The sequence below is a fragment of the Mucilaginibacter sp. Mucisp73 genome (assembly GCF_059491465.1).
Genome location: NZ_CP168507.1, coordinates 1,906,844 through 1,924,231 on the forward strand (window position 1 = coordinate 1,906,844; position 17,388 = coordinate 1,924,231).

General features: G+C 42.8%; 17 protein-coding genes and 1 other RNA gene. 5 read left to right on the forward strand and 13 right to left on the reverse strand.

Annotated features, from left to right (window positions below; all coding sequences use genetic code 11):
- Positions 1-111: 111 nt before the first annotated feature.
- The 13 genes from ACEN82_RS08270 to ACEN82_RS08330 form a co-directional block, all read right to left on the reverse strand.
- Positions 112-720, reverse strand: coding sequence for an FMN-binding negative transcriptional regulator (locus ACEN82_RS08270; protein ID WP_413323000.1), 609 nt, complete (start codon positions 718-720; stop codon positions 112-114).
- 33 nt (positions 721-753) lie between these two features.
- Positions 754-1,122, reverse strand: a complete 369-nt coding sequence (locus ACEN82_RS08275; protein ID WP_413322999.1) for a hypothetical protein — start codon at positions 1,120-1,122, stop codon at positions 754-756.
- A 12-nt stretch (positions 1,123-1,134) separates the two neighbouring features.
- Positions 1,135-2,082 carry an N-acetylornithine carbamoyltransferase gene (locus ACEN82_RS08280; protein WP_413322998.1) on the reverse strand — a complete coding sequence of 316 codons (948 nt, stop codon included), beginning with the start codon at positions 2,080-2,082 and terminating at the stop codon, positions 1,135-1,137.
- 83 nt (positions 2,083-2,165) lie between these two features.
- Positions 2,166-3,293, reverse strand: coding sequence for an aspartate aminotransferase family protein (locus ACEN82_RS08285; protein WP_413322997.1), 1,128 nt, complete (start codon positions 3,291-3,293; stop codon positions 2,166-2,168).
- Between the two features lie 42 nt (positions 3,294-3,335).
- The gene (locus ACEN82_RS08290) at positions 3,336-3,692 is read right to left on the reverse strand and encodes a four helix bundle protein (RefSeq protein WP_129571233.1); all 357 of its coding nucleotides are present in this window, start codon (positions 3,690-3,692) and stop codon (positions 3,336-3,338) included.
- Between the two features lie 42 nt (positions 3,693-3,734).
- Positions 3,735-4,664 (reverse strand): N-acetyl-gamma-glutamyl-phosphate reductase, encoded by a 930-nt coding sequence (argC, locus tag ACEN82_RS08295; protein ID WP_413323005.1) that lies wholly within the window; start codon positions 4,662-4,664, stop codon positions 3,735-3,737.
- A 141-nt stretch (positions 4,665-4,805) separates the two neighbouring features.
- Positions 4,806-5,210: a cupin domain-containing protein gene (locus ACEN82_RS08300; RefSeq protein WP_090527651.1), complete on the reverse strand. Its 405-nt coding sequence runs from the start codon at positions 5,208-5,210 to the stop codon at positions 4,806-4,808.
- Between the two features lie 7 nt (positions 5,211-5,217).
- Positions 5,218-6,441, reverse strand: a complete 1,224-nt coding sequence (gene argG / locus ACEN82_RS08305) for an argininosuccinate synthase (protein ID WP_413322996.1) — start codon at positions 6,439-6,441, stop codon at positions 5,218-5,220.
- Positions 6,442-6,545: 104 nt separating this feature from the next.
- A complete protein-coding gene (locus ACEN82_RS08310; RefSeq protein WP_090527097.1) occupies positions 6,546-7,190 on the reverse strand; it encodes an N-acetyltransferase in 645 nt (214 codons plus the stop codon).
- A gap of 432 nt (positions 7,191-7,622) precedes the next feature.
- A complete protein-coding gene (locus ACEN82_RS08315) occupies positions 7,623-8,579 on the reverse strand; it encodes a YpdA family putative bacillithiol disulfide reductase (protein WP_413322995.1) in 957 nt (318 codons plus the stop codon).
- 85 nt (positions 8,580-8,664) lie between these two features.
- Positions 8,665-8,763, reverse strand: an RNA gene (gene ffs, locus ACEN82_RS08320) — signal recognition particle sRNA small type.
- Between the two features lie 44 nt (positions 8,764-8,807).
- Positions 8,808-9,437, reverse strand: a complete 630-nt coding sequence (locus ACEN82_RS08325) for a 2'-5' RNA ligase family protein (protein WP_413322994.1) — start codon at positions 9,435-9,437, stop codon at positions 8,808-8,810.
- Positions 9,438-9,449: 12 nt separating this feature from the next.
- A complete protein-coding gene (locus tag ACEN82_RS08330) occupies positions 9,450-10,070 on the reverse strand; it encodes a 2'-5' RNA ligase family protein (RefSeq protein ID WP_413322993.1) in 621 nt (206 codons plus the stop codon).
- Between the two features lie 75 nt (positions 10,071-10,145).
- Here ACEN82_RS08330 and dinB point away from each other — a divergent pair, with 75 nt between their 5' ends.
- From dinB to ACEN82_RS08355, 5 genes are all read left to right on the forward strand, one after another.
- Complete coding sequence (gene dinB / locus ACEN82_RS08335) at positions 10,146-11,330, forward strand: DNA polymerase IV (RefSeq protein ID WP_413322992.1); 1,185 nt, start codon at positions 10,146-10,148, stop codon at positions 11,328-11,330.
- Between the two features lie 163 nt (positions 11,331-11,493).
- On the forward strand, positions 11,494-12,717 hold the full coding sequence (locus ACEN82_RS08340) for an acyltransferase family protein (protein ID WP_413323165.1): 1,224 nt from the start codon (positions 11,494-11,496) through the stop codon (positions 12,715-12,717).
- 9 nt (positions 12,718-12,726) lie between these two features.
- Positions 12,727-13,770 (forward strand): sensor histidine kinase, encoded by a 1,044-nt coding sequence (locus ACEN82_RS08345; RefSeq protein ID WP_413323164.1) that lies wholly within the window; start codon positions 12,727-12,729, stop codon positions 13,768-13,770.
- A gap of 3 nt (positions 13,771-13,773) precedes the next feature.
- The gene (locus ACEN82_RS08350) at positions 13,774-14,472 is read left to right on the forward strand and encodes a LytR/AlgR family response regulator transcription factor (RefSeq protein WP_413323163.1); all 699 of its coding nucleotides are present in this window, start codon (positions 13,774-13,776) and stop codon (positions 14,470-14,472) included.
- A 261-nt stretch (positions 14,473-14,733) separates the two neighbouring features.
- The gene (locus tag ACEN82_RS08355; RefSeq protein WP_495644095.1) at positions 14,734-17,319 is read left to right on the forward strand and encodes a BamA/TamA family outer membrane protein; all 2,586 of its coding nucleotides are present in this window, start codon (positions 14,734-14,736) and stop codon (positions 17,317-17,319) included.
- Positions 17,320-17,388 lie beyond the last annotated feature (69 nt).

The window sequence follows — 17,388 nt, forward strand, 5'->3', positions numbered from 1 at the left end:
CGCAGCGTAACCCGTGGTAACTGATCTTTGAAGTTTTCAACTTCAGCGGTTAAGTTGGAAACTTAACCGATATCCCCACGGGTTACGCTGCGCTAAACCCGCGGTAGGTAATTATTTTAGGCGCGACATATATTTGCCAATCTCTGCTTCAACCGTATCGACGCTATTACTTAATGATTTGATGATACTATCCCGCTCCAATTCGCTGCGATTTTGACTAAGTTTTTGTTTGCCTTGCAAATCGTCAACAATGATTTCAAAAGCCACAATACCTTTCATCATCCGTTGCTTATATTCGTCAGGTAGGTTATTCCATTGGGTAAGATAGTCGGCCTCGTAGTTACTAATCATCTGCGCTAACAAACCGGCAGTTTGTTCACCCTCTGATAAAATGCCTGCTTTGCCATATGCATGTACCGCTATATAATTCCAGGTAGGTACATTGGTTTCCTTTTCGTAGTGTTTAGGCGAGATATATGCGTGGGGCTCGGTAAATATCACCAATACATCTTTTCCGATAATTTCGTTTGCCTGCGGATTAGCTTTGGCGAAATGAGATGAAAGAACAATTTTATCATCGCGCTTGCTTACCAGAAAGGGAAGATGGGTAGCAAACGGAACATTATCGGTAGCTGTTACGATTGTTGCAAAGCTGTAGCGTTGTATAAAGTCAATGGCTTCCTGTTCATCGCTTAACTGAAAATGTTTGGGAGTATACATTGGGAGGAAATTTAGTTAATGATTGCCAGGCCTTTAAAAATATGATTTATAATGATGGTCAAACTCATCTTCATAAAATGGATAGGGGATTCCTTCTACTGAGATTAAATACTCGTCATCGTCCATGCCTGAAATCGTTGCAGCCAATCCTTTAATCTCCAGACCCGCTAAATCAAAGACATGTAAATCAGGAATATTAACGGTGGAGATAAGTTTAAGATCAATGTCCTCCTGGAAGCCTACATTATTCTTTATACAGTAATCTTTAAAAAAGGAATAGTCAAACCTTTCATCTGCAAACGATATCTTACCAAGTACAACACCCATTGGAGGATCCGCATTTTCAAATGCAGTTGTTCCGATTTTGGTGTTACCAAGTAAGATATCGTATATTTTATTCATGGCCAGTTATAGCTACAAACTTTCCAGCATCTGTTTGAGCACAGCTTGCGCGGCCCAAACACGGTTGCCGGCTTCATGTACCACAATTGAGTTTGGCCCGTCTAATATTTCGTCAGAGAGCTCCAGGTTACGGCGTACCGGTAAGCAATGCATTACTTTGGCATTGTTGGTTTGCTCCAGCTTTTTGTTAGTAAGCATCCACTCTTCGTGTTTACCTAATATATTGCCATAAGGCTCATACGCCGACCAGTTTTTTACGTAGATGAAATCTGCGCCGGCTAAAGCCTCATCCTGATCATAAGAGATATTTGCACCCTGGGTAAAATCGGTACAAAGCTCATATCCTTTAGGCTGCACGATAGTAAAGTCGACATCCGCCTTGCACATCCACTCCGAGAATGAGTTTGGAACAGCTTGCGGCAATGGTTTGATATGCGGTGCCCAGGTTAATACCACTTTTGGGCGTACTGTTGTTTTCAGCTCTTCAATAGTGATCAAGTCGGCCAAACTTTGCAGCGGGTGGCGGGTAGCTGATTCCAGGCTCACAACCGGCACTTTGCAAAACTCAACAAACTTGTTGAAAATCATCTCACTATAATCTTCCTCACGGTTCCTTAAGCCAGGGAACGAACGAACGCCAATAATATCAGCGTATTGGCCCATAACGCCTGCGGCTTCGCGGATATGCTCAACAGTAGTGCCATCCATGATCACGCCGTCGCGCAGTTCAAGTGCCCAGCCTTCTTTATCGATATTGAGCACCATTACATTCATGCCCAAATTGATAGCAGCTTTTTGTGTACTCATACGGGTACGTAAACTTGGATTTAAAAACACCAATGCAAGTGTTTTATTTTTACCAAGCTTTTGGTGGGCAAATGGATCCTGCTTAAGCGCCAATGCCTCTTTTACAAGCGCGTTAACATCAGCAACATCATTAACAGAAGAGAATAGTTTCATGAACTTTACAATTATTGGGTGAGTTGTTCTGCTATTTATTTTTTTAAGTCCCCCCCTTCAGGGGGAGATTTAGAGGGGGCGTCTTATTGATTCAATACGTTTACAAAAGCTTCCAGGAACCTATCAGCGTGGGCCTTAGTTAAATTCAAAGCGGGTAATAGCCTGATCACGTTTGGTTTAGCTTCGCCGGTAAATATATGGTGCTTGTTCAGCAGTTCTTTACGCGCATGGGCCAATTCCTCAGGCAATTCAATGCCGATCATTAAACCACGACCGCGAACTTCCTTAACCTGCTCCAGCTTGTTAAGCTCCTTTATTAAGTAGCCGCCAACCTCAGCAGCATTTTGCAACAGGTTATCCTGTTCCATAGTTTCAAGTACGGCCAAGCCTGCTGCGCAAGCCAAATGGTTACCACCAAAAGTAGTACCTAACATGCCATATGCCGGCTGTATTTTAGGCGAAATAATGATACCTCCCACAGGGAAACCATTACCCATGCCTTTAGCCATGCTGTAAATATCAGCATCTACACCGGCAAAATCATGCGAGAAGAATTTACCCGTACGGCCGTAACCGCACTGCACGGAATCGGCAATGAAAACGGCATTATACTGGTTGCACAGCGAGCGGATTTTTTGCAGGAAGCCCTCAGGTGCAACCTGGATACCACCTACACCCTGGATGCCTTCAATAATTACCGAAGAAATTTCGTTGTTTTTGAACGCTTCTTCCAGCGCGGCTTCATCGGCCCATGGCAAAAAGATCACGTTATCTGTTTCATTGATCGGGGCAACAATCTTCGGGTTATCGGTTACAGCAACCGCTAAAGAAGTACGGCCATGAAATGATTTGCTGAAAGCAATAACTTTCTTTTTACCATTATAAAAAGAAGCCAGTTTTAAAGCATTCTCGTTAGCTTCAGCACCGGAGTTACACAGGAATAATTGGTAATCTTCTTTACCCGAAACCTTACCTAATTTTTGCGCTAACTCTTTTTGAATAGGAATCTCGATAGAGTTAGAGTAAAAGCCAAGCTTGTGTAATTGATCTTCTAATCTTTTAACATAATGCGGATGGGTATGACCGATAGAAATAACGGCATGACCACCATACATATCAAGGTATTCAGTATCGTGGTTATCGTACACTAAACTTCCTTGTCCTCTTACTATGTTGATCGGATTAATAGGATATACGTCGAATAATTTCATATCGTGTTAAGCTTAAAGCTGAAGGCTTAAGGCCGAAAGCTTTTATTTTCTTAGTGTTTTGATCAGGCTGATAAGCATGGCCTTCACTTCATTAATTAATTTATCTGTTTCCTGGTAAAGGACCTCCTCAACGTAAAGCAAGTCCTTACACATTAACAAGCAATACTCCAATTCGTGAGCTGAACCTAAAGCCTGATCTAAAAAATGAGCGAAGTCACGTTCCGTGTGTCTTCCGCATCCTTCAACTATGTTAAGCGGAATCGAGTATGACGCCCTTTTAGTTTGGCTCATCAAGTCGAATTGCTCACTTCTTGGAAATTTCGGAAGTACAGATTTGTAAACGAACATGTTAAGCGCATGTGCTTTTTTCCAAACCTCGTATTTTTTATAATCCCTCATAATTAAATGCTTTAAGCTTTCAGCCTTCGGCTTTCAGCTCTTCTAAAAGCCGATCGCCTTAAGTCGTAAGCCTGCGCGTTCATCCAGCCCGAACAATAAGTTCATGTTCTGTACTGCCTGGCCGGAAGCACCCTTAAGTAAGTTGTCCATTATGCTGATAATGAATATTTTGTTGTCGTGTTTTTTTACCTGGATAAAGCATTTATTAGTATTTACAATCTGCTTTAAATCGATATTGCGATTGGTGACATGTGTAAACGGATGCCCATCGTAGTAGCTTTGGTAAAGTGCTAATGCTTCTTCCTCGCTCAAATCGCTCTCAGTATAAATTGAAGCAATAATGCCACGGGTAAAATCGCCACGGTAAGGAATAAAATTGATAGCCTTATCAAACCCGGTTTGCAACTGCCTTAACGATTGACCGATCTCATTCAAATGCTGGTGACTGAATGCTTTGTAAACAGAAAGGTTATCATTACGCCAGGTAAAGTGTGAGGTCGGCGATAAACTTTGTCCTGCACCGGTTGAACCTGTTGTAGCAGTAACGTGCACTTCGTTGTTTAGCAAACCTTTTGAAGCCAGTGGAAGTAAACCCAATTGCAAACAGGTAGCAAAGCAACCGGGGTTAGCAATATTAGAGGCTGTTTTAATAGCCTCACGGTTTAACTCCGGCAAGCCATACACAAAACTTTTGCCGTTTAAAGTTGAGTTTTGGTTCAGCCTGAAATCCTGGCTTAAGTCAATGATCTTAACCGAATCGGGGATAGCGTTTGCTTCCAGGAACTTTTTGGCATCACCGTGACCAACGCAAAGGAATAACACGTCAATATCTGTAGATAATTCGGCAGCGAATTTCAGATCGGTATCACCAAACAAGTCGGTATGTACCTGGTAAACATAGTTACCCGCGTTGCTGTTGCTATGAACAAAAGCTATCTCCACGTTAGGATGGTTGATCAGGATCCGGAGCATTTCGCCACCGGTGTACCCTGCTCCGCCAATTATACCTGCACGGATGCCCCCCCCGCCCCCTAAAGGGGGAGCAAAGGAAGACTGATCAATATTTTTATTTAGTTCGCTCATAATTTTAACAATTATTCCCCCTTTAGGGGGTTAGGGGGCTAAATTTATCCGATCATTATTTGTAGATGGATATGAATATAAAATAAACTCGAGGTCGCTCCGGTCGTTATTGCTGATGAAATGCTTTTGTCCCGGATGGATCTCGATACCCTGTTCGGGCTTCAATACGGTAACCTCGCCGTCTATCGAAAATGTAGCACGTCCTTTTAAAATAAAAAATACCTGCGTGGCTTTTTCGTGGTAATGCAATTGTTCGGCAGTGTCTGGTGGCATTAACTCCTGTTTAACAGATAACGCTTCTGTATCAATAAAGGTCCATCCGTGGCAGTCGTCGCCCCAGTTATAGTGCTTTATGCAGTCACCTTTTGAGAATACGCCCCCTCCGCCCCCTAAAGGGGGAACCGGAACGTTGGATTCATTGATTGGATTAGCCATTCTTTCTTTATTGAGCATTTGCTCCCCCTTCAGGGGGCTGGGGGGCGGCATTTACTTTATGATAGATCATTACCTGGTTGCCAAATATTTTGGAGAACCCTTTAACGTCTTCGCCGCTCCAGGCGTTGTTCATTTCTCCATAGCTGCCAAACTTGTTCGACATCAGATCGTATGGTGATTCAATGCCTACTACCTGGAAGCGATATGGGTGTAACTGAACAAATACTTTACCTGTAACGTTTTTCTGAGTATCGGTTAAAAAAGCTTCGATATTGCGCATGATAGGGTCATGAAACTGACCTTCATGCAGCCAGTTGCCATAGAAAGATGATAACTGATCTTTCCATGAAAGCTGCCATTTGGTTAGCACATGTTTCTCTAAAGTATGGTGAGCTTTGATGATCACCATAGGAGCAGCGGCCTCAAAGCCTACACGGCCTTTAATACCGATAATGGTATCACCAACGTGAATATCCCTGCCAATGCCATAAGGCTGAGCAATAGCCTGTAAGGCCTGGATAGCTTTTGTTGGATGATCGTATTTTTCATCACCGATGGCTACCAACTCGCCTTTTTCAAAAGTAAGTACAAGGTCTTTTACTTCAGATGCAGTTACCTGTGTAGGCCATGCTTCTTCTGGCAGGCCAAGGTTTGAGGTCAAAGTTTCTTTACCACCTACCGATGTACCCCAGATCCCTTTGTTGATAGAGTATTTGGCTTTCTCGAAGTTCATATCAACACCATGTTTTTTCAGGTATTCGATCTCTTCTTCGCGGCTTAGTTTCAGGTCGCGGATAGGGGTGATGATCTTTACTTCAGGTACAAGGATGTTAAAGATCATGTCGAAACGCACCTGGTCATTACCTGCGCCTGTACTGCCATGGGCAACAAATTCAGCACCAATTTCTTTAGCGTAGTTAGCAATAGCTGTAGCCTGGCTTACGCGCTCGGCACTTACAGATAGCGGGTAGGTGTTGTTTTTTAATACGTTACCGTAAATTAAAAAGCGTACACATGTATTGTAAAAGTTTTCGGTTTCATCAACCACATGGTGTGATGTAACGCCCATTTTATAAGCGCGTTCTTCAACGCCTTTTAACTCTTCCTCGCTAAAACCGCCGGTATTTACAATAACCGAGTGAACTTCATAACCAAGGTCCTGTGTTAAATAAATACAGCAAAAAGAGGTATCTAAACCTCCGCTATAAGCTAATACTACTTTTTTCTTCATGTTTTTGGTGAGCTTAAAGCTAAAGGCACAAGGCTCAAAGCTTTACTTATCAATTATGGTGATCTGTTTTATTAATTTACAGGTATTAATCTTTTACCTAATTCTTAAACATCATGTTTTATACGTTTCTTTATGGCGTTCTCAATACGCTCAAGCAAAGTCGCTTTGTGCGTAATGCGCTGCATTTTTTCTTCGTATTCTTTCTGTTTTTCGGCAGGATCAAAAAGCATGGCGGTGCACATGCAATTTTTGCGGTTTTTGCTGGTTAAAATGTCAAAGTTTACGCAGCTTTTGCAGCCGGCCCAAAAATTTTCGTCCTGGGTTAGTTCAGAGTAGGTAACCGGCTCGTAACCAAGCTCCGAGTTGATCTTCATTACCGCCAAACCGGTTGTTAACCCAAATATTTTGGCATTAGGGTATTTGGTACGCGATAACTGGAAAATGCGGTGTTTAATAGCTTTTGCCAATCCCGCCTTGCGGAATTGCGGATTAACAATAAGTCCCGAGTTAGCAACAAAGTCGCCATGGCTCCAGGTTTCAATATAGCAGAAACCGGCCCAGGTACCGTCTTTATGCAGGGCTATAACAGCCTTGCCTTCCAGCATTTTATTAGCAACGTATTCGGGCGAGCGTGTAGCTATACCAGTTCCGCGCGCCTTGGCCGATTCGGCCATCTCATCGCAAATCATAGTGGCATAATCTACATGCTGTGCAGTAGCAACCTGAATATCAAAATCTTGTATTGTCATTTAAATAGATAATTACCGTGAAATTAATTGGCTTTATAAGCCTTAAATAATTAGATGGTTTTTTTAAAAAGACGTTTAAAAAACTCTTTTTGTGTGGACAGGAGAAAAATTAATTCAAACCCGTGGCATGTAGGTCCTTCGTCGGAGAGGGCAATTTAAAAAAACAGTTGAACCCAAGGCAGCAGCAACCGGAGCAAAACTTGCTCTTGTAGCGGGCTTATTTAAGCTTGGTGTATTCATTTTTTTGTTGAATTACTGTGTTTTTAATTTGCTGCAAATTAGGCTATAAAATTTTATTTATACAAGAAAAAAATGTGATTATTTGTTGGTTGATGAATGGTTGATTAAGTTTATTGAGTGAGTGTTTGGTTTGTTGTTGTAACTCGCAGATTTACAGCAATAACTATTCACCTAATCAACCCAATCAACCGTTCACCTCCCTGCCACAATATCATTGATGATCATATCAGCATGAACGCGGGAGTTTTCGATGAACCAAAGATGGGTATCAAGGCCGCCGCAAACCACGCCTGCAAGGTATAAACCAGGCATATTTGTTTCCATGGTTTCGGGGTTGTATTGGGGGATGAATTTATCTTCAGAAAGTATAATGCCAAGCTTTTTCAGGAACTCAAAGTTCGGTTTATAGCCTGTCATTGCCATTACAAAATCATTGGGAATGGTGATCAAGCCTTCCGGGGTTTGAATATCGACTTCATTTTCGCGGATGGCCTCGAGGTTTGAATTGAAATAGGCTTTAATGCTGCCTTCTTTGATGCGATTGATGATATCCGGCCGTACCCAGTATTTAACCCGGTTGCTCACTTCGCTGCCGCGGATCACCAGTGTTACCTCGGCCCCTTTACGGTAGGTTTCCAGGGCCACATCAATAGCCGAATTGCTTGAGCCAACTACCACCACTTTTTGCAGGGTATAATAATGAGGGTCCTGGTAGTAGTGTTTCACTTTAGGCAGGTTTTCGCCGGGGATATTGAGGTTTACCGCAATATCATAAAAGCCGGTTGAAAGGATCGCTTTTTTAGCCTGGTAGGTTGCTTTTTTTGTGGTTATGCTGTAAAAGCCATTTTCCGGCTTCACTTCAGTAACTTCTTCAAAAAGATGAATGGGCAGGTTATTTGAAAGTGCTACGCGGCGATAATATTCCAAAGCATCATTGCGGGTAGGTTTGTTATGTACGGTAACAAAGGGAACGCCGCCGATCTCCAATTTTTCAGATGTGGAAAAAAACGTCATGGTAGCGGGATAGTTGTACAATGAATTTACAAGCGTGCCTTTTTCGACAATTACGAAACTTAAACCGGCTTTTTGAGCAGCAAGTCCGCAAGTTAAACCTATCGGGCCACCGCCAATAATGAATATATCGAGCATTTTATGTACTTTATGAAATTTAAGAAATCATGAACCTGTACAGGTTCGGGCATGTTTGCCGGTGCGGCAAAAATAAGAAAATAAAAAAGGGTAAGCTACTTTTATCGCGCCGCTCAACTCTCTACCCTTGCTGCGTTCCCACCCTGGGGGAGTTCAAGAGGAGCTGGCCGTAAAAGACTTACCCCGGCGCAAATATAGAAAAAGGTAGCGTTTATGGTTAAGAAAATGTTAAAAAAGGCTTATCTGTTGATTTATAGAGGGATAATTTGTAATTTGCCTTGCTATTGCCAGGTTATCGTACTTCGTTAATGTGTTTTCATCGCCCCGAAATTCAAATTCGCGATAAGTTTTGGCATGTTGATCAAGATCCAGCAGCAGATTTTTCAAAATAGTAAGCCGGTTAACAACAAATTTTGCCTTCATTTCCCTTTTTTGAAAATAGGGCCAAAGCAGGTTAAATTGTTCCGGCGTTAGAGCTCTCGCGATGGTAATATGAGGTACGGTGCTGCTATCGCCAACAATACCCTTCAGTAGTTTAAGCCAGTATTTATTTTGTTCGGTGAGTTTAAGCCGGGCAAAAATGGTTTTATTATAGTCGTTACTCTCATTAAAACAATCAAACCCATCTATTTCAAAAATAGCGGGAGGCAGCAAACTAAGTTTACGGCTCAAAAACGAGAAACCCTGAACATCCACATCAAGCGGTTTGCGCGGATAATTGTTTATAGTAATATGTGCCCGTGCATGCATGCTGGGATAATTACCGATAACACGTTTTGCTTCGCTTTTTAATTTTCGGATCATAACATCTACATGATCAGGTATCGGGAGGATAAAATGATAAAATGCGTAGTCCATGATTTTTAAATTTTAAATGAATAAATTGATCTGATCAGGGTCGCCGGCTTTAAGCAGTTCCAGTTCATCGCGGGTATAACCAGGGCCGGTCATGTTTTTAAATTCAAAAGTTTTAAACTTATCCCATTTGGCAAAGGCGTCAAGTGTATCGCGTTTCAATATGGTAAGTTTTTTGATCCAAAAAGGCTCCACCAGTTTTTTATGCTTAAAATGCGGCCAAAGTGTGTCGAAATCTTTTTCGGCAATATCACGCACAACCGTTATATGTGGGATAAGATTCTTTTTAATGCGCAGCTTCTTTTTTAAGGTGTTAAACCATTCGTCGGTAGCGGGTGTTGCGCGGATGTTGGCATAAATGGTCATGCGGCTGTGCAAGTGGGTAAAATGATAAAAACCATCCATATGCAGCAATACCGGTGGCATGGTATTCAGGGCCTGTTCCATCAATTCCAGGTTTTTATCGGCCATAAAGGGCTTTTGTCTCTCCAGGTGTTGTATAGAGATATGAGCAGGCGAATCCATGCTTTTGTAACTGCCGATGAGCCTCGCCGATGCTTTTTTGTAACGCGCAATCTCATGCTTCACCGCGTCGGGAGGTGATAATAACAGCAGGTAATCTTCATATATACTCATTTGCTTCACAATTTCTATATGTCAAATATGCTAATAAAATTAGCAAAATACAAAAAATATTAGCATTTTTGGTATGTGGAAGTTAAACGTCATATTGTACACATTGATCTTGATTCGTTCTTCGTTTCGGTAGAGCGGAAGTTTCATCCTGAACTGATCGGTAAGCCTGTGATCATAGGGGGCTCGGCCGAAAGGGGAGTTGTGGCTTCCTGCAGTTATGAGGCGAGGGCTTTTGGTGTGCATTCGGCTATGCCTACCCGGCAAGCTTTAAAGCTTTGTCCGCATGCCATTCTTATTCGCGGTTCGCACGGGCGCTATGGCGAAGCCTCACGCGAGGTTACGCAGATCATTCACGATACGGTGCCCCTGTATCAAAAAACATCGGTTGATGAGTTTTATATAGATTATACCGGGATGGACCGCTTTTTTGATTGCTACCATGAGGCCACCAAACTTAGGCAGAAGGTAATCAAAGAAACAAGCCTGCCTATATCCTTCGGTATGGCATCGGGTAAAACGATAGCAAAAATGGCTACCAACCAGGCCAAGCCCAACGGACAAATGTTTGTAAAGCATGGCGATGAGCTGAAGTTCCTGGCGCCGCTTAACATTGGTAAGATACCCGGCCTGGGCGAAAGTACCCGCAATAAGTTATATCAATACGGCATCGAAAAAATAGGTGATCTGCAACGTACCAATATCCGTTTCCTGGAAACTGTTTTTGGCAAATACGGGCATTCGCTTTGGGAAAAAGCCAATGGTATCGATCATAGCGAAATCGTTCCGCATTCCGACAGGAAATCCATCAGCACCGAGCATACTTTCCATACTAATGTGTCTGATCACCGCACACTTGAAACTACTTTAGTATCCATGACCGAAGAACTATCGTCCAAATTACGACGGGAAAACAAGCTTTCATCATGCCTGGCTATTAAGTTGCGATACGGTAATTTTGAAACCCATACCCAACAGCAAAAGATAGCGCTAACCGCGGCAGAACATATCCTGATTCCCGGTGTAAAAAACCTGCTTAAAATGGCCTGGGACCAGCATCGGCCCATCAGGTTGATAGGTGTGCGGTTGAGTGATCTTTGTACGGGCAGTTACCAGATCAACCTGTTTGAGGATAATGAGGAACGCATCAAGCTTTACCAGGCCATGGATCAGATCAATTTCAAGTTTGGCGATAAAACCATCTGCCGGGCTGCCGGAATGGAAATTGGTACAAGGAATTTTAATCCGTTTATGCGCGGCTGAGACCCCCCTCTAAATCTCCCCCGAGGGGGAGACTTTGTTTAAAGCCCTCCCCAAGGGGAGGGTTGGGTGGGGTTTTCAACCAATGGTCAAAGGTTTTTTACCATTGGTCAAAGTAATTTTAAGGGGCGATGGGTTGTGACTTCTTTTGATAAAAAAAGAAATCATGGAAACCACACAACGTCAAACCTACCTCGATTGGCTGAGGATCTTATCCATATTGGGGGTGTTAGTTTTTCATTCGGCAATGCCTTTTGTTGCTGAGGATGGCTGGCACATCAAAAACCACGAAACCAGCAATCTGATGATGGAATCGAATCATTTTTTGCACCTTTTTCGCATGCCGCTGCTCTTTTTTATTTCAGGTACCGTGAGTTACTACATGATGCAGCGGCGTTCTACACTCAGTTTCATCGGTTTGCGTTTCCGCCGTCTTTTTATTCCGCTTTTGGTGGGCATGTTCATCATTGTGCCGCCGCAGATCTACATGGAACGATTGGCCAATGGCTACAAAGGCTCATTCCTGGATTTTTATCCCAGTACATTTAACTTTCAACCATACCCCAAAGGTAATTTCAGCTGGCACCACCTTTGGTTTATCGCCTACCTGTTTCTTTATGACCTCATCTTCGCGCCTTTATTTGCCTGGATGATCTCGCCCAAAAGCAATGGTTTTAAACAAAAGCTTGCCATTTTGGCCCGGGGAAAATGGGTTTATTTATTGATGCTGCCAGGAATCCTGTGGTTTACCTTCACCAGCTGGGACCTGCCCGAAACCAACGACCTGATCCATGATGGCAGTTACTTTGTTTACTGGCTATTATTTTTGCTGGCAGGTTTTGTTTGTATCCTTCAACCTAAACTGATGGACAGTCTTGAGCGCAACCGTCGTTTTGCCTTAACCATAGGGTTTTTAAGCCTGATGACATGGGAAGTCATGCGCTGGAACGGTATCGAACCATTGCATCCTCACTGGCCTTTTCAAAATATCGCTTTTTCGTATGCCTTTACTGCCTTAAGGCCAACTATTGCCTGGGGATGGGTGCTTGCCCTGGTAGGATATGGCAAGCATTATTTTAACCGGACCCATCATGTGCTCAATTATTTAAACCAGGCGGTATATCCTTTTTACATATTGCACCAAACCGTTATTGTGTTAATTGCCTATTACATTGTGCAAACGCAAAATGAAAGCATCCTATCAAAATATATTTATACGGTGGGTATTACCTTTTTTGTAACGGTGCTTACCTATCATTTGTTGGTACGCCCTTACGCTTTAACCCGGTTTTTATTCGGTATGAAACCAAAGGAAAAACTCAAAACTGTGCGGAGCCCGGAGATAGTAGATACAAAACCCGAACCTATTCTTTCTGCCTTAAATTTGTAATTTGCTGATATGAAATTCTTCAGGAAGTACATTTTTCCGGCACTGTATGGCCTACTGGTTTATTTTACCATCAGGCTATTGCATGATACTGACATTGGTCAGCATTTTTGGGAAAGGGATTTTTATGTTAATGGCATTGAAATGGCCTGTTCAATATTGGTGGGCTATTTGGCAATCTATATTTTTGAACGGCTTTTTAAATACTATGACAGGCGCCGGACTGCTCAGCTATCCTACGGGGCCGTAGTGCGGGAGTTGGCCATATTGGTGGGAGCAAACCTGGTGTTAGTAAATGCAATATTTGTTCCGATGGTCATGGCTCTGCACGTAAGCCAGGGCATAGATGAGCTAATACCCTGGGCAGATGTGGCCGATATTAATATGATCCCCACTTTGTACGCTATTGTTTATTATGGAATTGCACGTAGCAGTACCTGGCTAAAGGCTTATGTAAATAATAAGATGCAACTGGAAAAGTTAACCAATGACCAGCTGGAAACTGAATTGAAGTTTCTAAAAGCCCAATATCATCCGCATTTTTTATTTAATGCCCTGAATACTATTTATTTCCAGATGGATGAAGATGTGCCCGGCGCAAAAAAGAGTACCGAGTTACTATCGAGCCTGTTGCGCTATCAGCTTTATGACCAACACCAGCAAGTGCCCGTTAAGCAGGAGCTGGAGTATCTTGAAAATTATATCCGCCTGCAGCAGATCAGGGCAAGCAGCAAAATGCAGCTCAGTGTTAATTTTGAAGGATGTTTAACGGATCAGCTCATCTATCCCCTGCTTTTACTGCCCCTGGTCGAAAACGCCTTTAAATATATAGGCGGTGAATATAAAATAGCCATTGAAGGGTGCATTATTGACAATAGATTTGTTTTTAAAGTTTATAACGATGTGCCCGCCAATATGAAGGCTCCCGATAATTACAGCGGTATTGGTTTGGAAAACTTAAGCCGCAGATTGCAATTGCTGTATCCGGATAGACATAAACTAATCGCGGGCCGCGAAGAAGATCACTACACAGCAGTACTTGAATTGAATATATAAAAGATGGCATTAATTAGCTGCATTATTACCGACGATGAACCCTTTGCCCGTAAGGGCCTGGAAGGCTATGTTAAAAAAGCTGGCTTTTTCGACCTGAAAGCGCAATGTGAAGACGCTATGGAATTAGGAGCGTTGTTAGCGCAGCAACCTGTAGACCTGCTGTTCCTGGATATCCAGATGCCGCATTTAACCGGCGTTGAATTTATTCGTTCGCTGCCTAACCCGCCAAAAGTGATTTTCACTACCGCGTTTAAAGAATACGCTACTGATGGTTTTGACCTGGATGTGCTCGACTATCTCCTTAAACCTATACCGTTTGAGCGCTTTATGAAGGCAGCTTTTAAAGCTAAGGATTACTTTGATTTAAGGAACAATACAGATAGTGTAGATTATCTGTTTGTTAAAAGCAATGGAAAGCTCGAGAAGATAATTTTTGACGAAGTGTTGTTCATTAAAGGTATGGAAAACTATGTAGAGGTTTATACCCCGGCGCGTAAGATCATAACCCACAGTACCCTGCGGGCCTTTGCCGAAAAACTGCCGCAGCGTAAATTTATGCAAACCCATAAATCATACATCGTTGCCAACAATAAGATCACATCTATAGAAGGGAACATGCTGCATATAGGCACGTTTGAGGTACCGATCAGCAGGCAGCTCAAAGACCAGGTAATGCATGTCCTGATTAATCAGTCGAGATAATCATCACGTTTTAAATAATTAAGATCAGAAATTGTCACACGAATTGCTTTTTTATGTTTGCCACAATTAATCGAATTGCACGAATTTTTCAATAACGCAAATTTGAAATTCGTGCAATTCGATTAATTCGGAAAATTAGTGTGGAAATTTTTTATTTGTGCGCTTCTCCCCAGCATACATTTTTAGCGTGATTTCCCTGTGTATAATTAAAACTATTTTGTAATATGCATTTATTCTACGTTGCATTACTTACAAAACCTCATGGGCGGCAAAAAACTGTTCAACGCTTTATCTCTTTTTTTAACGGCAGGCTTTTGCTTAGCCGGCAATATTTCATATGCTCAAACCCCTGCTGATAGTGTCAAGCTGGCCATCGAGCCATCTTATAATAATGTAAGCGGTACCCACCAATTTTTTTTAGGCGATAATTACCGTAAGCTTTGGGCGACGCCGGTGACACTGCCGGTATTTCATCTTACCTTCGAAAAGGGTGGACTTAAAATACTGCAAAGAGGCGGGGGCAAACAAACAAAATCATTACGCCTTCAGGATCCTACGGGCCAGCAATGGGTACTGCGCACCATTCAAAAGTATCCTGAAAAAGGCCTGCCTGTTGATCTGCGGCCAACGGTAGCCAAAGATATCCTGCAAGATCAGGTATCGGCCGCACATCCATTCTCGGCACTCACAGTACCGCCGCTCGCCGAAGCGCTCGGGGTTCCGCATTCTAATCCTAAAATTGTTTACGTGCCCGATGATCCTGCTTTTGGCGAGTATCAAAAGGATTTTGCCAACCAGGTTTTTTTATTTGAAGAACGTGAACCGCTCGATGCCGAAAAAACTGATAACACCGAAAAAGTACAGCGCAAACTGCAGGATGATAATGATAACCGGGTTGACCAGAAGATTGTGTTGCGCGCCCGACTGCTTGATATGCTTTTAGGAGATTGGGACAGGCACGAAGACCAGTGGCGCTGGGAAAAAATAGATGGTAAGCATGAAACCGTTTACGAGCCCGTTCCGCGCGACCGTGACCAGGTGTACTATAAAACTTCGGGCGTATTGCCCTGGATAGTAGCACATCAATGGCTTAAATCAAAATTTCAGGGTTATAGTGACGAGATCAGGGATATCAATGGATGGAATTTCAATGCCCGCTATTTCGACCGCTATTTCCTGAACCAATTGAGCGAAGACGATTGGAAAGAACAGATAGCCTATGTGCAAAGCAAACTGACCGATGCCCTGATCAAAAAAGCGGTGCATTTAATGCCCGATACCATCTACAAACTTTCGGGGCCTGAGATCATCAGCAAAATGATAGCGAGGCGTAACATCCTGCAAAAACAGGCACTCGAATATTATAAATTCATCTCCATATATGTAGATGTACCAGCGAGTGATAAAACGGACAAATTTACTGTGGCTCATGAAACTAATGGTGACATTACGCTTACTATAAATAAGATAAAGAAAGACGGCAGCGTTGATAAAGTAACCTACCAGCGTACATTTAAACCGGATGTTACCAAAGAGATCAGGATGTATGGTTTTGCTGGTGATGACTTTTTTGCTGTAACAGGTTCAACGCCATCGCCCATAACCGTGCGAATGATAGGTGGGGAGGGGATGGACACCTTTGCGGTTGACAGCAGTTTAAATAACAGGGGCAGAACTTATATTTATGACCGTTCGGATCAAAAAAATGTACTTCCTCCTTCATCGCTGGCTAAAAACCGTACATCAACAGACACGGCGGTAAATAGCTATGATAAAACTGCCTTTAAGTTCGACAGGTTTGAGCCAATTATCCTGGCCAATTACAGCAATGATATCGGTATTTTACTGATTGGTGGTTTCTCGTACGAGCGGCACGGCTTCCGTAAGGAACCCTATGCTTTTCGCGAAGAGTTTTTGACGAATTATTCATTGGGGCGTAAATCATTTTTGTTTACTTACACTGCCGACTGGAAAAAAGCAATCGGTGAAAACGACCTGAAGATCAACCTGCTTTCGCGCGGGCCAAGCAACCTGAGCAATTTTTTCGGAATTGGGAATAACACCGTTTTTGAAAATAAGGACGACAGGAAGATCTCCTACTATCGTAATCGCTATGACTATGTTACCGGCGACGTTTCCCTGCACCGCAGTTTTGGAAACCTACATGTAAGCGCCGGCATTGCGGGCCAATTTTACAACAGCAAAGCATCAAACAATACCGAACGATTTTTGAATGGATATAATGCCGCGTCTCCGGATGAGAAGGTATTTGGCACTAAGGTCTACGGCGGCTTAACAGCTAATGCAACTGTAGATACCCGGAATAAACTTATCATCCCAACACAAGGCATTTTGTGGACAACCACTGCAAGCGGCTTTAGTGGAGGCGGTTCGGGCAGCCATAACATGTACGGACAACTATTATCTGAGTTTAGTTTTTATTTAAATCCCGACAGGGATTCGGTATTGGTTATAGCCAACCGCACCGGCCTGGGTACTACGGTAGGGAACGCAGCATATTTTCAGCAGATGAAATTAGGCGGCTCGCAAAATTTCAGGGGATTTCATACCAACAGGTTTACCGGACGTACCATGGCATATAATAATCTTGAACTTCGGTTGAAAGTGCTTGATTTTACATCATACCTGTTGCCGGGCTCATTGGGTTTAATCGGTTTTAATGATGTAGGCAGGGTATGGGTGCCCGGTGAATCTTCGGACAGGTGGCATGATGGTTATGGTGGTGGCCTTTACATTATACCCGCTCAATTGGTGTTGATTGAAGCGGTAATGGGCTTTTCAAAAGAAGGGTCATTACCTTATATATCTGTTGGATTTAGGTTTTAGATGATGAAGCGCCCGTTCAGGCGTCCACGCTTGAATGATTTTTTTGCAGGAGCGTCCACGCTCCCGGTT